Annotated in this window: 18 protein-coding genes and 1 pseudogene; 11 read left to right on the top strand and 8 right to left on the bottom strand. The window is 61.1% G+C overall.

The genetic code is table 11. The features are described from left to right. Positions 1-75: 75 nt before the first annotated feature. The 4 genes from ACILSR_RS25185 (at position 76) to ACILSR_RS25200 (ending at position 8,298) form a co-directional block, all read left to right on the top strand. Positions 76-3,093, top strand: a complete 3,018-nt coding sequence (locus tag ACILSR_RS25185) for a hypothetical protein (RefSeq protein WP_395752574.1) — start codon at positions 76-78, stop codon at positions 3,091-3,093. Between the two features lie 519 nt (positions 3,094-3,612). Beyond that, positions 3,613-6,738 (top strand): SEL1-like repeat protein, encoded by a 3,126-nt coding sequence (locus tag ACILSR_RS25190; protein ID WP_395752575.1) that lies wholly within the window; start codon positions 3,613-3,615, stop codon positions 6,736-6,738. A 287-nt stretch (positions 6,739-7,025) separates the two neighbouring features. Continuing rightward, positions 7,026-7,472, top strand: coding sequence for a tetratricopeptide repeat protein (locus ACILSR_RS25195; RefSeq protein WP_395752576.1), 447 nt, complete (start codon positions 7,026-7,028; stop codon positions 7,470-7,472). A gap of 250 nt (positions 7,473-7,722) precedes the next feature. Beyond that, entirely contained in the window at positions 7,723-8,298 is a 576-nt protein-coding gene (locus ACILSR_RS25200) for a suppressor of fused domain protein (protein ID WP_395752577.1), read from the top strand. A 154-nt stretch (positions 8,299-8,452) separates the two neighbouring features. Here ACILSR_RS25200 and ACILSR_RS25205 read toward each other — a convergent pair whose 3' ends face one another. Together ACILSR_RS25205 and ACILSR_RS25210 are read right to left on the bottom strand one after the other, a co-directional pair. Beyond that, complete coding sequence (locus ACILSR_RS25205) at positions 8,453-8,893, bottom strand: hypothetical protein (RefSeq protein ID WP_395752578.1); 441 nt, start codon at positions 8,891-8,893, stop codon at positions 8,453-8,455. A 286-nt stretch (positions 8,894-9,179) separates the two neighbouring features. Beyond that, positions 9,180-9,494 carry a hypothetical protein gene (locus ACILSR_RS25210; RefSeq protein ID WP_395752579.1) on the bottom strand — a complete coding sequence of 105 codons (315 nt, stop codon included), beginning with the start codon at positions 9,492-9,494 and terminating at the stop codon, positions 9,180-9,182. A gap of 433 nt (positions 9,495-9,927) precedes the next feature. Between ACILSR_RS25210 and ACILSR_RS25215 the strand changes: the two genes are divergently transcribed. The 3 genes from ACILSR_RS25215 (at position 9,928) to ACILSR_RS25225 (ending at position 11,762) form a co-directional block, all read left to right on the top strand. Then, complete coding sequence (locus tag ACILSR_RS25215; protein WP_395752580.1) at positions 9,928-10,542, top strand: hypothetical protein; 615 nt, start codon at positions 9,928-9,930, stop codon at positions 10,540-10,542. A 193-nt stretch (positions 10,543-10,735) separates the two neighbouring features. Next, positions 10,736-11,176 carry a hypothetical protein gene (locus ACILSR_RS25220; protein ID WP_395752581.1) on the top strand — a complete coding sequence of 147 codons (441 nt, stop codon included), beginning with the start codon at positions 10,736-10,738 and terminating at the stop codon, positions 11,174-11,176. 118 nt (positions 11,177-11,294) lie between these two features. Continuing rightward, positions 11,295-11,762 (top strand): hypothetical protein, encoded by a 468-nt coding sequence (locus ACILSR_RS25225; protein ID WP_395752582.1) that lies wholly within the window; start codon positions 11,295-11,297, stop codon positions 11,760-11,762. A 59-nt stretch (positions 11,763-11,821) separates the two neighbouring features. Here ACILSR_RS25225 and ACILSR_RS25230 read toward each other — a convergent pair whose 3' ends face one another. The 4 genes from ACILSR_RS25230 to ACILSR_RS25245 form a co-directional block, all read right to left on the bottom strand. Beyond that, positions 11,822-12,289, bottom strand: a complete 468-nt coding sequence (locus ACILSR_RS25230) for a hypothetical protein (RefSeq protein WP_395752583.1) — start codon at positions 12,287-12,289, stop codon at positions 11,822-11,824. Positions 12,290-12,802: 513 nt separating this feature from the next. Beyond that, positions 12,803-13,432 (bottom strand): hypothetical protein, encoded by a 630-nt coding sequence (locus ACILSR_RS25235; protein WP_395752584.1) that lies wholly within the window; start codon positions 13,430-13,432, stop codon positions 12,803-12,805. A gap of 176 nt (positions 13,433-13,608) precedes the next feature. Further along, positions 13,609-15,801, bottom strand: a complete 2,193-nt coding sequence (locus ACILSR_RS25240; protein WP_395752585.1) for a CHAT domain-containing protein — start codon at positions 15,799-15,801, stop codon at positions 13,609-13,611. 116 nt (positions 15,802-15,917) lie between these two features. Beyond that, complete coding sequence (locus tag ACILSR_RS25245; RefSeq protein ID WP_395752586.1) at positions 15,918-17,459, bottom strand: metallophosphoesterase; 1,542 nt, start codon at positions 17,457-17,459, stop codon at positions 15,918-15,920. A gap of 367 nt (positions 17,460-17,826) precedes the next feature. Here ACILSR_RS25245 and ACILSR_RS25250 point away from each other — a divergent pair, with 367 nt between their 5' ends. The 4 genes from ACILSR_RS25250 (at position 17,827) to ACILSR_RS25265 (ending at position 20,374) form a co-directional block, all read left to right on the top strand. Then, positions 17,827-18,393 (top strand): hypothetical protein, encoded by a 567-nt coding sequence (locus ACILSR_RS25250; RefSeq protein ID WP_395752587.1) that lies wholly within the window; start codon positions 17,827-17,829, stop codon positions 18,391-18,393. A 103-nt stretch (positions 18,394-18,496) separates the two neighbouring features. After that, positions 18,497-18,910 carry a hypothetical protein gene (locus tag ACILSR_RS25255; protein ID WP_395752588.1) on the top strand — a complete coding sequence of 138 codons (414 nt, stop codon included), beginning with the start codon at positions 18,497-18,499 and terminating at the stop codon, positions 18,908-18,910. 5 nt (positions 18,911-18,915) lie between these two features. Next, positions 18,916-19,365 carry a hypothetical protein gene (locus tag ACILSR_RS25260; RefSeq protein WP_395752589.1) on the top strand — a complete coding sequence of 150 codons (450 nt, stop codon included), beginning with the start codon at positions 18,916-18,918 and terminating at the stop codon, positions 19,363-19,365. Positions 19,366-19,792: 427 nt separating this feature from the next. Continuing rightward, the gene (locus ACILSR_RS25265; protein ID WP_395752590.1) at positions 19,793-20,374 is read left to right on the top strand and encodes a hypothetical protein; all 582 of its coding nucleotides are present in this window, start codon (positions 19,793-19,795) and stop codon (positions 20,372-20,374) included. 19 nt (positions 20,375-20,393) lie between these two features. Here the strand turns inward: ACILSR_RS25265 and ACILSR_RS25270 are convergent, their stop codons facing one another. Continuing rightward, entirely contained in the window at positions 20,394-20,897 is a 504-nt protein-coding gene (locus tag ACILSR_RS25270; RefSeq protein WP_395752591.1) for a hypothetical protein, read from the bottom strand. A 257-nt stretch (positions 20,898-21,154) separates the two neighbouring features. Continuing rightward, positions 21,155-22,458, bottom strand: a pseudogene (locus tag ACILSR_RS25275) (hypothetical protein); the annotation flags it as partial.

Below are 22,458 nucleotides of genomic sequence, written 5' to 3' on the forward strand. Positions count from 1 at the left end.
CCATCCACCATCCAAAACTCGTACCAAAAACTTGTAACTCACCCCTCTTCCTGCTTCGCTCCTCACCTCGGCTCTATGATGACGACATCCTCCTCCACAGCCCCGCAGGTTTTCGCACTCACCGCGCTCCTTCTGAGCCTCCCCTCAGCGCTCCCCGTCTCGGCCCAGGTACCAAAGCCCTCAGCACCAACATCAGCCCCCACGGCCAAAGCCGAAGCACCAGGCACACCGACACCCACACCCACGTCTCCAACAGCCTCCCCCTTCGCCACCACCCCCATCGCCGATCTCCGCACTCTCGCTGAGAAGGGCGATGCCGCCGCGCAGTTCGCCCTCGGCCAGCGTTACCATGAGGGTAAAGATGGCCTCCCCGCAGAGCCCGCCGAGGCCTTGCAGTGGTATCGCAAAGCCGCCAATCAGGGCCACGTCCTCGCCCAGGCCGCCGCAGCCACCGCCTACTTCACCGGCGATGGCGTGAAAAAGAACTTCCCCGTCGCCTTTCAATGGATGCGCAAAGCCGCCGAGCAGGGCCACGCCAGATCGCAGGCCGAATTTGGGCTCGCCTATGCCGAGGGCCGCGCAGGTCCGAAAGACTTCGCCGAAGCCCTGAAGTGGTTCCGCCTCGCCGCAGCGCAGGGCGATCCCCTCGGCATGTTCGGCATCGGCCACGCCTATTCCACCGGCGAAGGCGAAAAGCAGGACATGGCCGAAGCCCTCAAATGGTATCGCAAAGCCGCCGAGAAGAACGATGCCCATGCGCAGACTTCCCTCGGCTACCTTTATCTGGAGGGCAAAGGCGTCGAAAAAGACCCCGCCGAGGGCGTCCGCTGGCTCCTCGCCTCGGCGCAGCAAAACTTTGCCACCGGCCAGTTTCAGCTCAGCCTCTGCTATGCGGACGGTAACGGAGTGCCCAAGGACAAAGCCAAGGCCCTCGAGTGGGTGCGCAAATCCGCCGAGCTGGACCATCCCCCCGCGCAGACCCGGCTGGGCATGTTCTACATGAATGGAGACCAGGTGCCGCAGGACAAAGCCGCCGGCATGGAGTGGTATCGCAAAGCCGCGAAGCAGGGCTACTCCTATGCTGAATACCTCCTGGGACTCTGCTACTGGAAAGGCGATGGCGTGCCCGCAGATCCAGAAAAGGCCGTCCACTGGTTGCGCCTCTCCGCAAAGCGTGGCGAAGCCTTCGCCCAGTTCCTCCTCAGCGTGGCCTTGTGGCAGGGCCGCGGCGCAGAGGAAGACCGCGTCACCGCCATGGAGCTGCTCCGCAGCGCCGCCGAGCAGGACTACGTCACCGCCCAGTACCTCCTCGGCATGCGCTACCAGCAGGGTCAGGGCGTGGCGAAGAATGCCGCCACGGCCCATGAGTGGTTCATCAAAGCCGCCGAGCAGCCCGGCACCGACGGCCACGGCCGCGAGGACGCGCAGTACCAGCTCGGCCTCAGCCATCAGCAGGGCATCGTTGTCGAGAAAGATCCCACCCTCGCAGCCAGCTATTTCCGCAGAGCCGCCCTCCGCGCCTACCCGGCCGCCTGCCACCAGTTCGGCCTCTGCTTCCTCCAGGGAAAGGGCGTGATCAAAGACGCCGGCACCGGCCTCTTCTGGATCCGCTACGCCGCCGAACTCGGCAACTCCGATGCCCTCTTCGCCCTCAGCGAGCTCTACTCGAAGGGCGGCGATGGCATCCCGCAGGACGAAGCCGCCGCCAGCAAGTTCGCTCTAGAAGCCGCGCAGCTTCGCCTGGCAGACACTCAGGCCCTTCACGGCCCAGCTTACACCCCCGACCCCGTCGCCGCCGAAAAGCTCACCCGCGCAGCCGCTTTGGCGGGAGAGGTTCAGGCCCAGTTTGCCCTCGCCCAAAACTTCGCCCTCGAAGATGTGGAATACTACACGTGGAATCTCAAAGCTGCAGAGCAGGGCCATCGCCACGCCCAGTACAGGGTCGCACAATGCTGCCTCAAAGCCAGCGGCACAGCCGGAGACCGCGAGGCAGGCTTGCAATGGCTGCGCAAAGCCGCAGACCAGGACCTCGCCATCGCCCAGCACGAGCTCGGTGGCCACTTCCGGCAGCGCAATGCCGTGGCCAACGATCTCGAGGAGGCGCGGAACTGGGAACACAAAGCCGCACTCCAGGGCTACGCACCCGCCGAGTTCGCCATGAGCAAACACTTCAGCACCAGCGCAGCAGCTTTCCTCAACTGGCTGCGCCGCGCCGCGGATCACGGCTCTCTCATGGCACAGTTCACCTTGGGCAATGCCCACCATGAAGGCAAAGGCGCTCCCAAGGACATGGAGCAATCCATCGCCTGGTTTCGCAAAGCCGCCAACCAGGGCAACACCGTCGCGCAGTTCGCCCTCGCCTCCATCTATTCCAATGGCATAGACGCCCCCAGAGACCCCGCCCAGGCCGTGCACTGGTACAGCCAGGCCGCCGAACTGGGCGAGGCCAGAGCCCAGTATGAACTCGCCCTGCACTACCGCATGGGAGACGGCGTGGACAAAGACCTCCCCACCGCCATCCAGTGGCTGACCAGAGCCGCCCATCAGGGCTATCCCGTCGCCCAAAACGCCCTCGCCGGATGCTATGCCACGGGCGATGGCGTGCCAACGTCCCTCAAAGAAGGACATCGGTGGAACCGCAGAGCCGCCGAGCAGGGCCATCCCCACGCCCAGTTCGTCCTCAGCCAGGACTACCTGCGCGGCGAAGTCGTGGAGAAAGACGTCAAGCAAGGCCTCCTCTGGCTGGGCAAGTCAGCCGAGCAAGGCTATGCCATGGCTCAGTATGCCCTCGGCGAAACCCTCTACCTCGGTGCCGCCAATGAATACGCCGCAGCCGAAGCCGTGAAATGGCTCCGCAAAGCCGCAGACCAGAACGACCCCTTCGCCCAAAACCGTCTCGGCGATGCCTTCCGCGACGGCAAAGGTGTCGGGAAAGACCCCGTCACCGCCCTCCACTGGTATCTCCTCGCCGCCGCCCAAAAAGGACCCGCCGCCCTCACCTCCGCCACCACTCTCCAAAAATCCCTCACCCCCGAACAAATCCAAGAAGCCGAGCGCATGGTCCAGGAGTTCCAAAAATCCCACGCCAAGTGATCTCCCTCGCGCAGCGAGCCCTTCGCAGCTCGCAGAGCAAAGAACGGGTCCCTCTCGTCTCGTCCTCCTACTCGAACTCGTCCTCGCTCCTTTCGCTCCGCCACAATCCGCGCCTCAAAGCATCTCACCACTTCGCCCCTGCGCCAGCCTCTTCGTACGTAGTTCGGGGTTCGCTTCGCGACTCCGCAGCAGCCCATCCGACTCTTCCTCTTCCTCTTCCTCTTCCTCCCTGTCCGCCTCGTCCTCGATCCTCCCCCCATCCATCCACACACCCGCCAAAACCACCCCCCCTTTTTGCGTCCCTTTTGCGCCTTCTTGCGGCCACCCCTCCGGCCCATTTTTTCGCCCATCTCTCCGCCTAGCTTTAACCTAAAAACGAGAATGAATCGCCCGCTGCACACCCGGGGATCTTTGTCTGATTTTCCGTTTGTTCCGTGTGTTCCGTAGGCCGCCACTCCGTTTCCAGCTTTAATCTTGTCACTGCTCCCCCCTCCCTGCTTCGCTCATCACCTCGGCCCCATGATGACTCACTCCAAAGCCCCGCAGCCCCTCGCCCTCAGCGCGCTCCTCCTCAGCCTGCTCCTCCTCGCCGCATCAGCAGCCCCGGCGCAGCAGCCCGAGCCATCCAAGCACGACACCCCAGTCCCCACAGCCACACCCACAGCCCCCGCCTCCGACACCACCCCCATCGCCGAACTCCGAGAGCTCGCTGAAAAGGGCGATGCCGCCGCGCAGTTCGCCCTCGCCCAGCGCATCCACGAAGGCAAAGGCACCCGCAGAGTGCCAGAAGATGCCATGCAGTGGTATCGCAAAGCCGCCATTCAGGGCCACCTCCAGGCCCAGCTCGCCGCGGCAGACGCCTACTTCAAAGGAGACGGCGTGAAGAAGAACCCAGCCGTCGGCATGCAGTGGCTGCGCAAAGCCGCCGAGCAGGGCGATGCCAGGGCCCAGAGCCGCTTCGGCCTCGCCCTCTGCGATGGCCGTTACGCACCGCGCGATGGCAGGGAGGCGCTGCGGTGGTTCCAGCTCGCCGCCAACAAACAGGACCCCCTCGGCTTTTACGGCATCGGCAATGCCTACGCCACCGGCGAAGGCGTGCCGAAAGACCTCGCCGAAGCCATCAAATGGTATCGCAAAGCCGCCGAAAAGGGCGAGCCCTACGGCCAGACCGCCCTCGGCCAGCACCTTCGCGATGGCGTCGGCATCGCGCGAGACCCCGCCGCCGCCGTCCGCTGGTTCCAGCTCGCCGCAAAGCAGAATCTCAGCACCGCGCAGTTCCGCCTCGGCATCTGCTACCTGGACGGCATCGGCGTCACCAAGGACCCCGCCGCCGGCATCGAATGGTTTCGCAAAGGCGCCGCGCAGGAAGACGCCTATGCGCAGAACCGCCTCGGCCTCTGCTACATGAACGCAGAAGGCGTCCCCTACGATCCCGAGCAGGCCGTGCAGTGGTTTCTCAAAGCCTCCAACCAAGGCTTCCCCTACTCCCAGTACCGCCTTGGCCTCAGCTACTGGAAAGGCAGCGGCTCCCCGCTCGATCCCGCCACCGCCGTCACCTGGTTCCGCCGCGCCGCCACCCAGGGCCAGTCCTACGCCCAGTACTACCTCAGCGTCGCCTGCTTCCGCGGCCGCGGCACCGAGCCCGACTACTCCGCCGCGCTCGACTGGCTGCGCAAATCAGCCGACCAAGGCTACACCCACGCCATGTATCAGCTCGGCCTCTGCTACCAGAATGGACAGGGCGTCTCCAAAAACATCGGCACCGCCATCGAGTGGTTTCAAAAAGCCGCCGAAAGCACCAGCACCGAGTCCCAGGGCCGCGACGCCGCCCAGCTCGAGCTCGGCCTCATGTATCAGCAGGGCATCGGTGTGGACAAAGACCCCGCCGCCGCCGCCTCATGGTTCCGCCGCGCTGCAGACCGTGGCAATGCCACCGCCAGCTATCACCTCGGCCTCTGCTACCTCCAGGGCGAAGGCGTGGAAAAAGACCCCGCCACCGCCGCCTTCTGGCTGCGCTATGCCGCCGAATTCGCAGACGCCAATGCCCTCCGCACCCTCAGCCAGCTCTATGAGAGCGGCCAGGGCCTCCCGCAGGACAGCGCCGCTGCTAGGAAATACCAGCTTCTGGCAGAAGAATTCGGCGCCGCAGACCCCCGCTACCTCCAGAGCCCGCACTACACCCCCGATCCCGTCGCTGCGGAAAAATGGCTGCTCCAGGCCGCCGAAAAAGGCACCGCCCACGCCCAGTACCTCCTCGCCCAGCACTACGCCCTGGAGGAGGTGGAGTACTATGACTGGCAGCTCCGCGCCGCAGAGCAGGGCCACTCCCGCGCGCAGTTCCGCGTCGCCCACTGCTTCCTCAAAGGCCGCGGCACCTCCTGGGACACCGCCACCGGCATCAGCTGGCTCAAAAAAGCCGCCGCACAAAATCTCGCCATCGCCCAGTACGATCTCGGCTCCTACTACCGCCTCGGCTCCGGCACCGCCCTCGCCAAAGATCCCGAAAAAGCCGCCGAATGGACCCGCAAGTCCGCAGACCAGGACTACCCCACCGCTGAGTACAGCATGGCCCTCTTCCACAGCACAGACAGCGCCGACCGCATCCGCTGGCTCACCAAAGCCTCCGCGCACGGCCACTACGGCGCCCAGTACGAGCTCGGAAACGCCCAGTTCAAAGGCGATCACATGCCCGTCGATCAAGCCGCCGCAGCCGCCCTGTATCGCAAATCCGCCCTCCAAGGCCACGCCCCCGCGCAGTTCGCCCTCGGCCAGTGCTACACCAGCGGCACAGGCCTTGAGAAGGACCCCGCCCAAGCCTTCGAGTGGTATCGCAAAGCCGCCGAAAAAGGCCATGCCGAATCGCAGTTCCAGCTCAGCCTCTGCTACCACCTTGGCCAGGGCACCGAGAAAAACGAAATCACCGCCATCGAGTGGCTCGTCAGGTCCGCCTACCAGGGTCTCCCCATCGCCCAGGACGCCCTTGGAGATGCCTACCTCCAAGGCCCCGCCAAAGGCCAGGCCAAGGGCCTCACCAAAGATCCGCAGCAAGGCTTCTCCTGGACCCGCAAAGCCGCCGAGCAGGGCCTCGCGCTCGCCCAGTTTCACCTCGGCGAATGCTACAAATACGGCGAAGGTATCGCGAAAGATCCCGCCAAGGCCATCCCCTGGTTTCGCAAAGCCGCCGAGCAAGGCCTTGCCGACGCCCAGTTCGAGCTCGGCCAGGCCCACTACCTCGCCGAAGTCCTCCCCGACGATCCGCCCCAGGCCGTCGAGTGGTTCCGCAAAGCCGCCGCCCAGGGCCACCCCTGGGCCCAGCATCGCCTCGGCGACTGCACCATGGACGGCTTCGGCACCCCCGCCGACCCCGCCGCCGCTATCGAGTGGTACCGCAAAGCCGCCCAGCAAAACAAAGCCCTCTCCCAAAACGCCCTCGGCGATGCCTACCGCGACGGCACCGGCGTCAAAAAAGACCCCGTCCAGGCCCTCTCCTGGTACCTCCTCGCCTCCGCCGGAGACAACCCCGAACCCGCCGCCCAAACCTCCGCCAAAGCCCTCCAAAAAACCCTCACCGAAAAGCAGATCAAAGCAGCCCAAAAGCTCGTGAAGGAGTTTCAGAAAGAGCATCCGCAGGAGAAAAACGAGTGAGCCCCTCACACACCTCCCTCCTCACACTCCGCGTTCCTCATCCTCCTCTTCCTCCTACTCCTCCTCTTCCTCCCTATTCCGGCTCGTCCTCGTCCTCCTACTCGAACTCGTCCTCGACCAAGGCCCCCCGCCACAAACTCACCCCTCCAAGCAACTCCACCACTCCACCACTCCACCACTCCACCACTCCGCCAACTCCACCAGCCTCTACGCATTGTGGTACCGGCTTTAACCGGTCCGGCTCTTCCTTCCTATTCCGTGTCGTCCCTCCTCCACAACCTCACCTCATGAACCTTCCCCTGCTGTTGATCTGCCTGCTCTGTGCCACCCATCTGGTCGCAGCAGATGCATCGCTCTACGAGCAAGCGCGCGAGCTTTACAAGCAAGGTCCGAGCAAAGGCCCCGAGATCGTGCGCCTGCTTCAGGAACACACCAAAGCCACCCCCCGGGACATCGATGCCTTCACCCTGTTAGGCATCACCCTTTTCGGAATCGAAAAGCCCGCAGAAGCCCTGCCCCCCATCGACCGCGCCATCGAGCTTGCGAACGAAGAGAAAAACATCCGCCCGGGAATCCTCATGCTGCGCGCACGCACCCTTTATGAACTCGACCGCAAGTGGGAGTGCAAGAAGCTTCTCGAAGCCCACTGGGCCTTCTGGCAGGACAATCCCGAATTAAAGAAGCTTTACGACTGGTACTACCCCAAAGTCCAGGACGCAAAAAACACCGAATAGAAAGCCGCAAACCAAGACGAAGCCCCCATTGCCTCCGCTGCCCTGACCTCCGCCAAAGCCATAGCCATAGCCATAGCCTCCAAGCGGATCAAAGAAGCCCGAATACTTGTAAAGGAGTTTCAGAAAGAGCATCCGCAGGAGAAGAACGAGTGAGCCCCCCACAAATTTCCATCCTCACCCTCCGTCCGCTATCTCCTACTCTTCCGGCAAGTCCTCCTCCCGGTCACTTACACCTCACCACGAAACAGGCGTGAAAATATCTGAATCAAACAAACAATTGGCAAAAACAGTCGTCGGCGTGTTTGGAGGAACTCCTCAAGTCTTCCGATACTGGGACGAGAAAAAAATCAGTGCGGTCGATATCCTGTCATGTGAAAATGCGCCCCAAAAGGGCGTCACCTCCCATGCCACCATCGGCCTGTCAGACCACTCATTGGTAAACAACGGGAGCGGATCTGACCTTCGCACCGAGTTTGTTGCCGCATTCGGATCCGCCTTTGAAGAAGCAGCCAACATCGTCTCCACAGCAGCCTTTTGTGTCATCAATTCAAAATGGAAAATTGGACCAGGCGTCATTTTTCCAGACGTCGTGAGCATGTATCGGAAAAGGTCAGAAATGAAGCACGTGCTTTTTTCCTCCCCTTTTCTCTGGGACAAACTGACAACACAGCGTTTGAGCGACAAGACCGTGGCTTGGCTCATGGTCGTGCCTGTCTCAGAGAATGAATATCGATTTGCAGAATCAAACGGCAGCGATGCGCTGGAAGACCTTTTCGCGAGCAAGCAGATTGATATTTTCAATCTCGACCGGCCATCCCTATTATAGCCGCACGCAAAAAATCCATTGCGCAATCATTTCATTGCCCACGCCCCTCGCCCACAAAAAACCTTCCCCAATACATTCTGGTTCTTCGTGGTATATGAACAAAACAAAAAATAAAATCCCCCAGCCCTCAAACTCCAAATCATTTTACCCAGCATCATTTTACCTCATTCCCCCCGTCATCGCCCCCATTCCGCCCTCTCATCTCTAAAAGTCGCCCCCTAAAAAGCGGATGCCACTCATCCACCGCACGGCTATTCATCCACGCCTCAAAACCCGCATCCGTCGCATAATGCGTCCCATGCACGAACCGGCGATCCAGCCGGATCAGCGGCGAAAAAAACAGCCCGATCGCATCCGAAGAAAACGGCGTCCAATACCCAAACCGAGGCTGCCACAACAAGGCCGTCGGCATGCTCAGCCCGAAGCCATATCGGTCCTTCCCATCCCGTTCAAGCCTGTCCCAGTAGCCCCCGCCCCAAGTATTGACGGCGTACGACCCCGCATAACAAAAAAGCAAAAGCACACCGCCCCAGACCAAGCGTTTCCACCTCACAGGCCTCGTCGCAGAAAGCACGCTTTTTTCATCATCATTCATCGAATCACAGCCGATTGTTTCGAGAACCTTTCACCGCCGGCATTTTCTGAACGGCGATCCTTTGCAAGACATTTAGACCAGTTCTCGAAAAGATTGTCATATTGAACCGGCGAGCGCAGCGGCCCCAGTGGCAAGGCGGGAGCGCCGTCTGCTATTTGAAAATAACAGGCAAGCGACTAACGCAGCCAATGGGGCCGCTCCGCCGCCCGGGCAATGTGACAAGATTTTTGAGAGTTGGTCTAAAAGAGGCCCCAACGCGGACGACACCTCCGCCATTCCCTTGACCTCAAACCTCAGCGATCCGGCTCATCACAAACTTCCACACCAAAGAGACCGCCAGCAAATGCGCCAAACCGACAACAAGCCCCTTTTTAAGGTCCACTGAGGATTCGGCATCTTCGGACTCGGCATCGTAATGGCTTGGGGCCGAGTAAAGCCACACAAAGACGATGGCAAGACAGGGGCCCCAAAGAAGATAGACCAGCCAGTGCCGCAAAAAGGGAATAAACGCTATAGCGAAGCCCCCAGCCACAGCCAAAGCGACTTTTTCCAGAGCGCCCAGTATCAAGTCGCCATCAAACAGATCCTTCCAAAATTTCATGGTCACAGGTATTACAAACCCATGCAGCCCCCGGTGCAACCATGGAATCCACCAGGCCATCCACGCCGCACAGCAACACCGCAAACGCATGCACACCACGGCTTGCATCGTATCTGTCATCCCATCGACGCCCCCATCTCAGACACCTACCTCCGGCAGATGTTCGGCATGCATAAGTTTGAGTTCATCATACCGTTAGAGGATGTGCCAGAGGTGGTTCCACTGATTGACGCCCTCATCGACAGCTTTCAAATCGTTCGACGATGAAGACACAGCTTTTGCACCCCCACCCAGTCTCCAGGACTAAGCCGCACAAAACGGATGCAGGCAGCGGCTCGCACGGCATCTGTCGTGTCATCGAGTCCTTTGCCAGCTCCCCCAAGTTCCACTCCATTCACTCCACGCCGCCTGATCCGGTCCGTTCTACCCATCCATGAAAGCCGCTCTCTTTTTCATCCTAGCCTGCTTCACCTTTACAGCTCAGGCTCAGCAGACCGAGCGCTCCATGAAGGTCGAGCTGCCGATGTCCAAGGTCAATCCGGTGTTCACCCTTCGCGAGATAGTCACCTTCGATCTCGTTGTGATCACCAAGAGTGTTGAGGATCAGAACACGCTTGAGCCTTTGACCGTGGACGATTGGCGATACGACGAGCCAAACTATTTTTCTGGCGTCAGAGTGCCCAATGTCGTTCTCCATGTGGAGCGCAAGAAGAAGGACGGACGCTGGGAGTCGGTTCCTTTCCGAGCCTCATCGCAGGGTGGTGGAGCGAATTTGGAACGTCTGCATGCCAACGTTACCATCGAAGTCTTTCCCGGTTCATCCAAAATTCAGGCTGCACTAGTGCTGCAACTGGCCAAGCAGGCCGTGGCTGAAAAGAAAACGGATGAGGCGCTTAAAAAGGAAATGTCCGAGCTTCAGAAGGCAATCAGAGCCGAAGCATTGGGGGAGTTTCGACTTACCGCCACCTATACCGGCGTTTCACGCAGTGGTGGACGCGTCATTTTGAAAGCTCCGCCGATTGAATTCAAGATTCAAGAAACACCATGAACGCCACCAACACCGAACAAAACGAATGCAGGCAGCGCCTCGTCAGGCATCTGTGATGTCATCATCGTTGCCCTCCCGCCGCCGCCTCATCCGTTTCGCTCGCCGCATCCCTGCGCCCCGTGAGAGCACACCTTTACAACCTGTTTACAGTGCGCTGAAGGACTGCCTTGTAACCTCGTTGAAACCCACGGCCATGAAACTCTTGCTCTCCTCGGTTGCTGCCTTCCTGCTCCTCGCCACAGCCTCGGCTCACGCGGCCTCAGACGCTGATGTCATCATCATCAAAGCTGAAACAGTCGTCATCGAAGAGGACGTGATCACGATTGTGGCGGAGGCGAAGACACAGATCACCCTCATCCAGAACAACTACGACCCCGCCTACAAAGGACAGGCATGGATGGGACGGGCGGCCACGCGTGTTCAGGTCAAATCCGACAAGGCAACCTTCATCATCAAGAATCCACGACACAAAGGTCTGGAGCAGGCATGGCAGGACTCACTGAAAACCGCCAAGGCTTTGCAAGAAGGCAAGCCCGTGGGGAGGATCGGCTATTACGCCCCAGACATCAGCATAAAAGAAAACTTAATCGTCTCGATCACTGGATTTGGCTATTTCTATCAGGCCGGGCGATAAGCGGAACGCCGAACAAAACGGATGCAGCCAGCCGGGCGGTACAGTACCTTTCCCGCCCTCAGCCCTACCCGTTCGCCGTCGCCGTCGCCTGCACCTCGCCATCCGCCCAAGCAATGAGATGCCCACACTCCAAGACACCTTTCTGAAGCTGCCAGTTGATCTGAAGAAGGCAGTGCAGCTTGATCTCTGCAACCAAGCTCTTCGCGTTTGGCAGGATTACTGCGATCAGCACAAGACCCTCGACTACGTCGAAACCGTCTGCGGCACAAAACAAGTGGTCGATCAAAAACTGCCCGCCGCAGCCATTGCGGCCGTCACTGCAGGAAGAGATTCTGAGAACGTGGCCCGCCGGTATGGAGAGCCGATCGCCGCGATGCAGGATGATGATCTCGAATTCCCGGACAGCGTGAAGTTCGCCTATTATTCGATCTACAATTTATTTGGCCGCCACGTTGCTTCGCAAAGCATCGACGACTGGCTTAACGTCAATCAGGCTTTGTCCGCCCATGAAGAAGGTTCGGATTACGCCTCGATACTGTCAGCAGCGATAGACCGAACTGGAAACCTCCATGCCGGGCATCAATAAAGCAATCGCCAGCAAACATCTCACCACCAAAATCATCGATCCAAAATGACCGCCCAGATTCAGTACGCCCGGACATACCACCATTGCAAAAGGTGATTCTCTTTCCCAAAAGCCGCCACCAGAACCCAGAGGCGAATACCACCGGCAACATCCTCGGTTGACGGCGCCAGAGGCAACGCGTTTTGCCGAATCGTTCTCCAACCTCGTAGATCGACGCTGCTAAGACTTTCCGTCGCACTCCGCTTCCGGGGAACCATGCTGCCACCGAAATACTCTGTTCGGAGCACCACCTCCAGGCAATCATAGCGGCTGACATCCACCCCAGGATGCCGCCCAGCCTCTCCTTCACTCATTTTGTGCATTGGGAATGCGGCAAATTGCGATTCAAACTCGCTCTTCTTATGCTTGATCTCCCCCTTTCCCAGGATGTCGAGAGCCATCGGCAACTGGTCACTAAAGACATCGGAAGGCCATGCTGACAGCGGCACTGTGGATACCGTCAGCGGCTGATGCACTCGATCATCCAAGGTTTGATGGGAAGCCCTTCGAGGCACATACAAACCAATTATAACGCCAGTCAAGACGCCCACCATCAGCATCCCTGATCGCCGCAACCATAGGTTAGCACTCCCTTTCATAAGTTTAAAAACACGCCGGACATTTGTCTCTTAGCAGAAAAAATCATCTTCAAAAGTCTGGGGAGATTTTTCCACCCAAAATCTTATACCCTTCCTTCGGGCCGCCAAATCTCCCCCCGCTTGACCCGACATCCGGCATCGCAAACACATGGACGTTCGCTTCATCGTAGAGATCAGAAAACGCAGAGGCCTGAAAAAAATCTCTGCGTTTATCAAATCTCTGCGGTGTAGTGTTCGGGAGAAGTAAAGCAGCAAAGACCTCAGGCCCAAAAGCCCGCTCATCCTCTCCCCCTCTACCCCTCCGCCCCACTGCGGCAAAACCGAAAGTCACTTCCCCCATCTCTCTCGCCCCCTCTCCACCAACTTTAAACTTTTAACCTTAAACTTCCAACTTCCCCCCCTCTACCTCGCCGGCACCCGAAACACCTTCCCGGAATACGGGCACTTCACCTCCATGCCCGGAGCCATTCCCGCCACATCCACCAGCTGCGTTTTGTCCGCATACGGGCTGAAGACAAACCCCGGACGGCCCGGCACCGGGATGCCATAGGGCAGCAGCACCCCATGCGGCGCCACGGCGGTGGCGGGCGGCGCCTGCGGCAGCACTTCCGCCGGCGGCACAGACGATGACTTCGCGGGCGCCTGACGCACCGTCCCCACACGCACCGCCACCGGACGCGACCTCGGAGCCACGTCCACAAAATCCAGCGGAATGTTGAAAAGCTTCCCCGTAAACGGGCACACCACCAGCGTGCCCGGCTGCATTCCCCGCACGTCCACCAGCCGCGCCGGGTGCGTGTAGGGCGTGCGGATGTAGCCGCGCAGATACGTCACATTCAGCCCCGCCACATGCCCAGGCGTCCTCTCCTGCACCTTCGGCCCCGACACCGTCGTCAGCTCCGTCTCCCCCTTCGGCACATCCGTCCAGAACCCCTTCGGCTCCACCTGGCACCCCGCCAGCCCCAGCACCAGAACACACATTCCCGCACAGCGGGGCAGCACAGAAGAAATTCGCAGATTCATCATCATCATGATCCATGAAGCTACAAACGCTCCCGCCATCCAGCAAGCCCCATCCACCACCAACCCCGTCACAAACCAACACGCCCCCTCCCGCGCATCCCGGCATCTCCCCAAATCACAAATCACAAATCACAAATCATAAATCATAAATCATAAATCATAAATCATAAATCCCCCCCCGCTCCTCACCCTGCCTGCTGCAGCCTCCTCACATACGCCCTCGCCAGATCCCTCACCTCATCATCAAACACGTCCGCTAGCGTGAAGCGTTCGATCTGCCGCTTGATCGAGTACAGCTCCGCACCCCGCCCCTCCGTCAGCGCACGGATCGCCCGCAGGTGCTCCTCAGCATCGCCGGTGATGTCCTTGTTGCGCAACCTTGGCGAGGCATGCCCCGCCGCTTCCTCCTCCTTCATCAGCGCCATCGCCGCATCTGCCTTACGGCCCTTCTTCGCCGTCGATTTCGCACTCAGCTTCATCTCCTTCGCCCGCAGCTTCTGCTTCTCTTTCGCCTCGCCCTGCTCCCTCAGCAGGTGCAGCTGCAGCAGCCTCAGCTCCAGCAGATTGTCCCGAGCCCACAGCTGGCGCCGGCTGTCCTTGGACTGCAGGTCGGCCTGGGACGCATTCAGCGCGGACTCCCACAGCAGCAGGCACTTGCGCTCGATCGGCATCATCTCCTCCAGCTCCGTGTCATGCTTCTCCAGCAGGCAGTGCACAAAGATGTGCTGCACCATCGCCCACACCTGGGAGCGGTCATAGTAGTACGCATCCCAGTACCCGTCCATGGACCTCACCAGCATCGCCCTGGCACGCGCGGCTTCGCCTTTGTACTCCGGCGGGTTGATCATCAGCAGCTCCGCATGGCGCTTTTCCGCCGCCGCGGTGAGCCCGGCTATCCGTGCATAGTGCCGCTGCGCGCGGTCCCACTCGTCCAGGCTCTGCTGGGAGGTGCCCTGCGCCGCCGCCCTGGCGATCTCCTCCTTGGCCCAGCAGCCCAGCTTGATCAGCCGCCGCTTTGCCACCTCCACCCGTTTGTCCGCCGCCCGCTCCATCTCCACCCCTTCGGCCAGCCAAAGCTTCACCTCCTCCGGAGCTGCATTCCCGTCTCCCGTCCCACGTTTGACAAATTTGTCCACATACCCCAGCGCCGCGCTCATCTGCCGGTGCGCCTGGTCCACCTGAAAGCGCGCCAGCTGCCGCTCAAACTCATGCGGCAGCGCCGCGTACGTCACCAGGCTGGCCCAGTCATGCGTGTCAGGCAGGCTCCCCTGCATCTGCCCCCGCAGATCATGCACCAGGGAGCGCGGATCATCCCCCCGCAGCATGCCCGCATACAGCGTCTCCACCATCTTCACAGATCCCCGGAACGACAGCGGAAACTGGCTCGCGATCACCACCGGTATCCCCTCCGCGTGCAGCGCATGCGCCACGCTCGCCCCCGCCCCCGCAAAGTTCACCACAGAGCTCACCGTGCCTCCGTTGCAGCTCGCCAGCGTCACCACCAGCGGATCAGCCGGCGTAAAAGTGTCACCGCGATCCGTCCGCAGCGCACGCGCCAGCGTCTTCCCGTCCACGATGCTCAGCGCACCGGCATCGCGCGAATCATGCAGCGCCAGCCCATAGCTCCGCTCCCCCGTGCTCTCATCATTCCGCCCCAGCCCATGCGCCAGGATGTGCACATGGGAAAATCCCCCCGTCGCGCACGCCGCGCGGATCTGCTCCACAGACGCCTGCGGCAGCACCACCAGGTGCTCCGCCACCATCTGCGCCGCGCTCTTCGTCGCCGTCTCCGGAGACACCCATGGATCGATCGCCGCGCGCAGCGCCAGCAGGTGGGACTCCAGCGGCACCGCCTCCACCCCCGGTGGAGAAGCCGCCACAAACAAGATGCGCGGCCGCGCCCCCTTGCGATTCCACTCAAGGCTTGATCCGCTCGCCTGCCGCACCTCACGCGTGATGCTCACCGGCATGTCCGTCTGCAGCAGCAGCGAGCGCCCCTCCCCCGGAAACCCCGTCGGAGAAATCACCAGCTCAAACGGCAGCAGCGCCAGCTCCGAGGCGGACAGCACCATCCTCAGGTGCAGCATCTGGTCATTGTCGCTCAGAAACCGCTGGGACAGCTCCGCGATCAGCCCCCGGATCTCCCCCAGCAGATTGCCCATCGCCCGCCCCGTGTCCTCCAGCTGAAACACCCGCGTCTTGTCACACACCTCATAGCTCAGCGCCCGCAGCCGCTGCAGAAACTGCCCATGCTCAAACGGCACCGTCACCGTCTCCGCCGCGCGGTTTTCACACAGCGCCAGGTACGGCGTCAGCGGAGACAGCAGCTGATTGTGCGGCGGCCCATGCCGCAGGATTTCAAGTTTGATGGAACGCATGGCGGTATTGCAAAAAGGTTAAAAGGTTCTCGGTTCGGTTCTCAGTTCTCAGCTCCCTGTTTCTCTTCTCTCGGCTCCCCTTCATCATTCATCATTCATCATTCATCCTTCACTCTTCATCCCACAAACTCACTCCCCTTCACCGTCTCCATCTTCAGCGTCGGCTTGGTCTTGTCCCTGTCCAGTTGCGCATGCAGCAGCGCGCCCTTCGTCACACCAGCCTCGGCGCTGATCTTCACAAAGGCATTGTTCCGCATCACCAGAGACCGCGTCGCCAGGGTCGGATCTTTTCCTGCCGGAGTCTGGTCCTCCAACGCCGCCAGCGTCCCCTGCGCCAGCCGGTCAAACACCGTCTTAAACTGCGCCGCATCCGTCAGCATGGCCTCCTCAAACCTCATCACCCCCACCCACGTCCCCGCATTGTAGTAGTTCGCGCGCCCGCTCTTGCGCCCGATGGCACGCTCCAGGTGCGTGTGTCCCGTCACCACAAAATCAAAGCCCGGCCCCACGCGCTCCATCACGCCCTTGTACGTGTCATCTTCATCGGTCAGGTCAAAGCTATGGTCTTTGAGGAGTCCGTCCAGCGCCACGCGCACCAGCTCCTCCCTCGGCTTCCCGCGGATCCAGTCCCACGCCGCACTCAGCGCCCCCAGGTACTCCTTGCCACGATCTCCATCGATCAGATCCTCCGGCTTCGTCCCTTGGGCAAAGGCCCGCTCCGTGCGCGCCAGCAGGTCATTGCCAGTCTGCGCGCCCGCACTCCCAGCCGCGCCCACCGTGCCCCCCATCAGCTTTGCCCTCATCCTCCGCTCCGCCATGGCCAGAGGATTCTCCGGCACCGCCACCTCCGCCGGCACTCCCAGCTCACCCAGAAAGCCCGCCTTCATCCTCAGCGCATCCTTGCCCGCCCGCGCTCCCAGTCCCGCCAGGCCCGTCAGTTTTCCCACCAGAGAAGCATCCAGCGCTATCAGCACCGGCGGCACCGCCTCCATCTCCGGCTTCAGCAGATCCACAAACGGGAACTCATGTTTGATCCCGTTCATCACCTCCACCACCATTCGGCTTCCCGCATTCGGCTGCCAGTCATCCGCGCCCTTCCCCTGCAGCCGGTCGCGCCCCTGGCGCCGCAGCGTCTCAAAGTCCGTCACATTCCACGAGTCCACCTCGTTCCCGTGCATGCACAGCACCTTCGCCGTGCCCACCTTCGCCGCGTAGCCCGTCCCTTCGAACACCAGCTCCACCCGCCCACGCGCCGCGTCATCCGTCCCCGCCACCACCTCCAGCAGCGCCGCACGCACCCACGGCAGCGACATCTCGATGTCATGGTTCCCCAGATTGATCACCACATGGTGGTCCGGCTTCGCCACAAACGCCCGCAGCCCCTCAAACACCGGCTTGAACGCCTCATCCTCCTCCGCGATCCTTCGCAGCATCCCCTCCGCCGCATCCGGATTGAACGACTGCGAGCCCGGCTCCGCCAGAAAGTCCACCAGATCCCCGTTGATCACCAGGCACACCCTTCGCCCCGCCGCCAGCCCCGTCAGCTCCTTCAGCAGCAGCGCCGCCTCCTTCGTCGAGGTAAAAATTTGAAACCCCTTTGTCCCTCCCAGGTGCAGGTCAGACATCACATACAGCTCATCAAACGTCGGCAAATTCATCGTGTATAAGAGTGCGGTGTTATTAGATCGCTTCCATCCAACCTCCTAAAATAATCACCTCTTTTATTTATCCTCGCCATGCAAGGCAAGCACAAAACAGCAAGCCGCCACCTTCCCGTCCCACTTCACAAATGGCCGCAATAATTCCCATCGCGCCCATTCCCTCCATTTTTTCACCGTTCTCGCCCCCTCATTTCAGTCTTTCCATTCCATCACACTTAGGCACATAATTCACACCCATCAGCCTTCCTAGGCCTCATGATCAAAGCAAGCCCCCTCATGACACAGCCCCCAACCTAGATCAAAATACCCGTCCCAACACGCACCTCATAACACCACCCCTCCACCCCTCCACCACTCCACCACTATGCCAATCACCAAACAAGGCTGGGAACTTCAGATCATCCGCAAAACCGAACAACGCCGCCCCACCGACGGCAAACGCCGCACCGTCGGCACCTACCAGGTCTTTCACGACGGCGTACCGCAGAAAGGCGCCGGTCTCTCCGGCACGGTCGCCGAGACCCGCGGCCCCGGTGCTAACAAACCCGCCGGCAACAACCGCCGCGTCGAAGCCGGAAACTACCCCATCCGCACCCAGGACGGCGAGCACTACGTCACCATCGGCTACAAAGAATCCGAAAGCCCCAGCGCCGTTCCCAAGCCCGGCATCCTCCTTGGCAAGACCGGCCAGCGCGTCGGCATCCTTCTCCATCCCGGCCAGGGCTTCCTCGCCAGCATCGGCTGCATCAATCCCTGCACCTCCCTCCCCAACGCCGCCGAACTCATCGACTACGTCCCCAGCCGCAAGCGCGTCATCGCCATCATCGAAGACCTCAAAGCCTTCCACGGCCCCGCCTTCCCCAAAAAGAACGGCCAGCCCATTCCCAACTCCCTCATCGTCATCGACGGCGAGCCCGAGTTCCAGCCCTAGCCAGCCTTCCGGCTCCACCCGCCAAAACATTCAAAAAACCTCCGCCTCGCGCAAACAAGTAGCCTTGTTCCCGTGGAACAAGGAAAACCTTCCATCCCCCCACATGCGCCTTCCCTCTCTCGCCCTCATCCTCTCACTCCTCCTTTTCTCCCCAGCACTCGCACTCGCCGCCGAGACTGAGACCTACCGTGACGAACTCCTCAGCCACCACCGCGGCTTCGAGAACGTCTCCCTCGCGCAGATCTACCTCGCCCTCCCACAGCAGCTTTTCGAGTGCGACTTTCAGTCACGCGTCTCCGCGCTGGTCCGCGGCCACGTAGAGTTCAACCACGAGAAAAAAGAAATCCACTACGGCGGAGACGGCGGCCAGATGAGCCTCACCATACGCGTCACCACCCAGACCAAGGACAGCCTCATCCTCCACGTCACCGGCGAGTCCGAAGGCAAAATCTTTTACCGCCTCGAGCGCATCCCCAACGGCTGGAAAGCCAAGGTCACCTTCCCTGAGGAAAAATAATCCGCATGCTCTCTCGCCACCTCCCCCACCCGGAACCTACCGAAGAAGGAGGCTGGCGCGCGAGCCCTGTCGACCGCCATCACCTCTGCTACGAAGAGTATCGGGACGGCCAATGGCAGCGCCTCGAAATCGAAGGAGAAATGCTTGCCGGCCCGCCTTTCTTCATCATCCACTTCAGCAGCATCGAAGCCTGGAAACGCCACCCCGCCTGGGCTCACCATCGCAGGGACGAAATCATCGATCGCATCAAGTCCAGATTCCCCCCTCCAGCCCACGACTACGAAGGCGAAGCCATCCTCTCCGCCGCCGACCGCTCCCCTCTCATCGCCGCCGCCGGCGGCCTCTCCGACAAACCCTGCCGCTGGGCCTCCTGCACCTCCCCAGCCCTTCACGGAAAACAGTTCTGCGTCACTCACTGCTACCCCTCATCCCTCTGGCGCCAGCCCTCCCCGTAAAGTCACACGCCATCAGCCAACCAGGCTCTCACAAACCCCCTTCGACGCAGAGCATCATAGGAAAGTCCGCAAAATCTTCCCCTCCGGAAATTTTTCTACCCCTAATATTTCTACCTCAACTCTGCCCCCAGCCCCATTCATACCACATCCCACCATAAATCAATAGAACCTCAATCCGCCCCCCTCCGGAAAAAATCTTTTTACCCCAAATCTTTTTACCCAAACTTACCCCCTTCGCTCCAGCAGCTCTACACTCCCACACATCCACCCTCCAAAAAATTTTTCTGCCCCCAATTTTTCTGCCCTCACACCCTTCCCCATCCTCCATCGCCCCACTCATCCCGCATATCGAATACCACAAAATACCATAGAAACCGAGCGAAGCGAGTCCTCCTTAGCTCGAAGAGCGAAGGACGGACGCCCCACCTTGACTCCCCAAGCCCTCTCCTCCACACTTCCGCTGATGCCACCCAAATCCGCCCACCCGCACCTGGCCCTCCTCAGCCTTGGCCTCCTCCTCCTCAGCAGCTGTGCCGGCGATCCCAACGACCCCGTCGTCAAATCAGGCCATCACGACAAGCTCCACCTCATCAGCTCCCAGGAAGCCTCAAAAATCTCCACCTTCCTCTGGAGCACCACCTTTGAGCCACCGGCCGCCAGCCCCATCACCCCCGCTGCCATCGTCCAAGCCCTGAACGCCCAGCTCACCAAAGAAGGCAAGCCCCTGCGCGTCCGCCTCGAGTTTACCTCCGGAACCCAAGAGCGCCTCCGCCACCAGCTCGCCCAGCCCATCCTCACCTGGCAGGGCGCCGCGCTCGATCCCGACCAGCTCCGCGCCCAGCTCACCACCACCAACATGCAGGACGTCATCGCCGCCCTCGCCCAGCACCTCGGCCTCACCCCCGTCTGGTACAGCGGCACCGTCCTCCTCTCCAATCACATCCCCAACGTCCAATCCGCCGCCGAGCAGCCCCAGGCCATTCCGGAAATCATCCATCAAAAATCGTAAATCATAAATCCTTCCCCCGTCATTCCTGCCGGCACAGATCCCCGTTGCTAAACAGCACCGCTCTTCCCTCCGGCCCCTTGAAGATCACCGCATGCTCTGAGCGCAGTTCTTCCAGCGCCGCCAGCACCACCGCCGCAGCCTCCAGCGTCACCGGCGTCGTCGTCCTCACCCGCAGCGTACGCGCCGGGTCCGCCCCGCGCTTCATGGTGTAGTCCGCATCATCCTCGCCGCTGCCATCGCTGAAACTGCCCAGACGGGTCAGCACACCTTCCAGCGCACCGAAGAAGCGCTCAAAGTTCTTCACCTCCTCAGCCTCCGTCAGGCGGCGGTCCAGCTTTTCAGCATGCTCCGCAAACTCGCGCAGCAGCTCCTCCATCTCCTCCTCGGACAGGAAAAACTCAGAAACCACCCCACCCTCGTTCACAGGCTCGGCGGCAGACTTTTCAGAGCGGCGCGCCTCATCCACAAACACAGCCCCGGACACATGGCCCGGCAGGGGAAACATCACAGCATTCACATTCATAGGGCACAAAGACTCACCACCGATCACGCCGCCAAAACAATCTCAGCAGCTTCCCACGTTGGACGCAGACACTCATAAAATAATCATCCCCATCGCCGAAACACAAGCCCGCCCTCCTCCTCGCACACAGGTCTTTTTCCTATCGAAGCATCCCCCCATCAGGCCACTCACCTCATGGGTCCACATGATCATCTCCCCTCCTAACCTCACCCCTTTCTCAGAACCCCTTCCCTCTCAGGCAATTCATAATTCATAATTCATAATTCATCCTTCACAATTCCTCCCAGCACCTCCTTCACATACCCATGCCCATACCGGCCATGCTCCGTGCCCCGCGGCAGCGGGCGCTCATTGTCCTGGTGCTGCCGCTCTCCCTCCTGCGTCCCCTGCAGCCTCTGAAACACCTGCGCCGTTCGCTTCTCCTTTGGCAGCCCCTTCATCCGCGTCGCCGTGCGCTCCGCATTCACAATGCGTGACACCCTCATCGCCTCGTTCTCCTTGTAGTCCTCCCCGCGATCCCTGTCGCACTTCACCGGCACCACACGATCCAGCGCATCCCGCCCCGCCTTGATCGCCCGCTCGATGTCCTTCGCCCCCGGCTTTTTCCCGCACTTCTCCACCGCCTCGATCACCTCATGAAACGCCGCCTGCTGGATCGCATGCGCCAGTTCGTGCGACATCGTCGCCCCCGTCCGGGCATACGGATTATAATAGATCGTGGTATGCCCGTCCCTGTCCGTCAGCGTCTCCGCCAGCCCCTTTCGTTTCAGATGGATGGACACATTCAGCCGCGCCGCCGCCCGCTGCAATGCCGCCGCCACCGGCGACTCCGCAGCCTCCTCCGCCAGAGCCGCACGTGCCGCCGCAGCGAATCGCCCGTCCTCTCCGGCAATCCTCAGCCCGCAGCCGCCTCCCCTCTTCAAATCAAGGCTCGCATTCAAATCAGCGCCCCCCTTCAAATCACAACGCTCACCCACCTCACTCCCGCCACGCCTCTTCACTCCCGCCGCCGCTGACATCGCGCGCCTGCCCTCGCCGCGCCGCATGCCTTCGCACACACCCGCACCAGCACCATCATTCTCACTCGCCCTCTGCTGCGCAAACCCGCTCGGCATCGGCCGCGGACGCAACAGCCTCGGCACCGGCCCCGTCGCACCCGGCGTCAAACCCGGCAGCCTCTGCGTCAGCGGTCCCGTCGCAGCCCCCAGCGGCGACAACGGCGAACGCGTCCCATCCCGATTCATCGTCCCCACTCGAATCGCCGTCCTCCCCGTGCCCGGCCCAGTCCCCGGCGCATACAGATTATTCTTCGGCCTCGTATCAATCCGCGCCGTCTCACCACCACCCTGATTGACACTCGCATTGGCATTCGCACCGCCATTCGCGGTCCCATTCTTCGCCTGCAACTCCGCCCTCGTCACCGGCCCCGTCGCCCCCGGCGTCAAACCCGGCAGCCTCTGCGTCAGCGGTCCCGTCGCAGCCCCCAGCGGCGACAACGGCGAACGCGTCCCATCCCGATTCATCGTCCCCACTCGAATCGCCGTCCTCCCCGTGCCCGGCC

Origin of the sequence: Prosthecobacter sp. (genome assembly GCF_044222565.1) — a bacterium.
Lineage (GTDB): Bacteria > Verrucomicrobiota > Verrucomicrobiia > Verrucomicrobiales > Verrucomicrobiaceae > Prosthecobacter.

What these genes read in the sequence shown, in the direction of transcription:
- ACILSR_RS25185 (WP_395752574.1), top strand. Translation starts at nt 76, where the DNA reads ATGATGACGACATCCTCCTCCACAGCCCCGCAGGTTTTCGCACTCACC.
- ACILSR_RS25190 (WP_395752575.1), top strand. Translation starts at nt 3,613, where the DNA reads ATGATGACTCACTCCAAAGCCCCGCAGCCCCTCGCCCTCAGCGCGCTC.
- ACILSR_RS25195 (WP_395752576.1), top strand. Translation starts at nt 7,026, where the DNA reads ATGAACCTTCCCCTGCTGTTGATCTGCCTGCTCTGTGCCACCCATCTG.
- ACILSR_RS25205 (WP_395752578.1), bottom strand. Translation starts at nt 8,893, where the DNA reads ATGAATGATGATGAAAAAAGCGTGCTTTCTGCGACGAGGCCTGTGAGG.
- ACILSR_RS25210 (WP_395752579.1), bottom strand. Translation starts at nt 9,494, where the DNA reads ATGAAATTTTGGAAGGATCTGTTTGATGGCGACTTGATACTGGGCGCT.
- ACILSR_RS25215 (WP_395752580.1), top strand. Translation starts at nt 9,928, where the DNA reads ATGAAAGCCGCTCTCTTTTTCATCCTAGCCTGCTTCACCTTTACAGCT.
- ACILSR_RS25220 (WP_395752581.1), top strand. Translation starts at nt 10,736, where the DNA reads ATGAAACTCTTGCTCTCCTCGGTTGCTGCCTTCCTGCTCCTCGCCACA.
- ACILSR_RS25225 (WP_395752582.1), top strand. Translation starts at nt 11,295, where the DNA reads ATGCCCACACTCCAAGACACCTTTCTGAAGCTGCCAGTTGATCTGAAG.
- ACILSR_RS25235 (WP_395752584.1), bottom strand. Translation starts at nt 13,432, where the DNA reads ATGATGATGATGAATCTGCGAATTTCTTCTGTGCTGCCCCGCTGTGCG.
- ACILSR_RS25240 (WP_395752585.1), bottom strand. Translation starts at nt 15,801, where the DNA reads ATGCGTTCCATCAAACTTGAAATCCTGCGGCATGGGCCGCCGCACAAT.
- ACILSR_RS25245 (WP_395752586.1), bottom strand. Translation starts at nt 17,459, where the DNA reads ATGAATTTGCCGACGTTTGATGAGCTGTATGTGATGTCTGACCTGCAC.
- ACILSR_RS25250 (WP_395752587.1), top strand. Translation starts at nt 17,827, where the DNA reads ATGCCAATCACCAAACAAGGCTGGGAACTTCAGATCATCCGCAAAACC.
- ACILSR_RS25255 (WP_395752588.1), top strand. Translation starts at nt 18,497, where the DNA reads ATGCGCCTTCCCTCTCTCGCCCTCATCCTCTCACTCCTCCTTTTCTCC.
- ACILSR_RS25260 (WP_395752589.1), top strand. Translation starts at nt 18,916, where the DNA reads ATGCTCTCTCGCCACCTCCCCCACCCGGAACCTACCGAAGAAGGAGGC.
- ACILSR_RS25270 (WP_395752591.1), bottom strand. Translation starts at nt 20,897, where the DNA reads ATGAATGTGAATGCTGTGATGTTTCCCCTGCCGGGCCATGTGTCCGGG.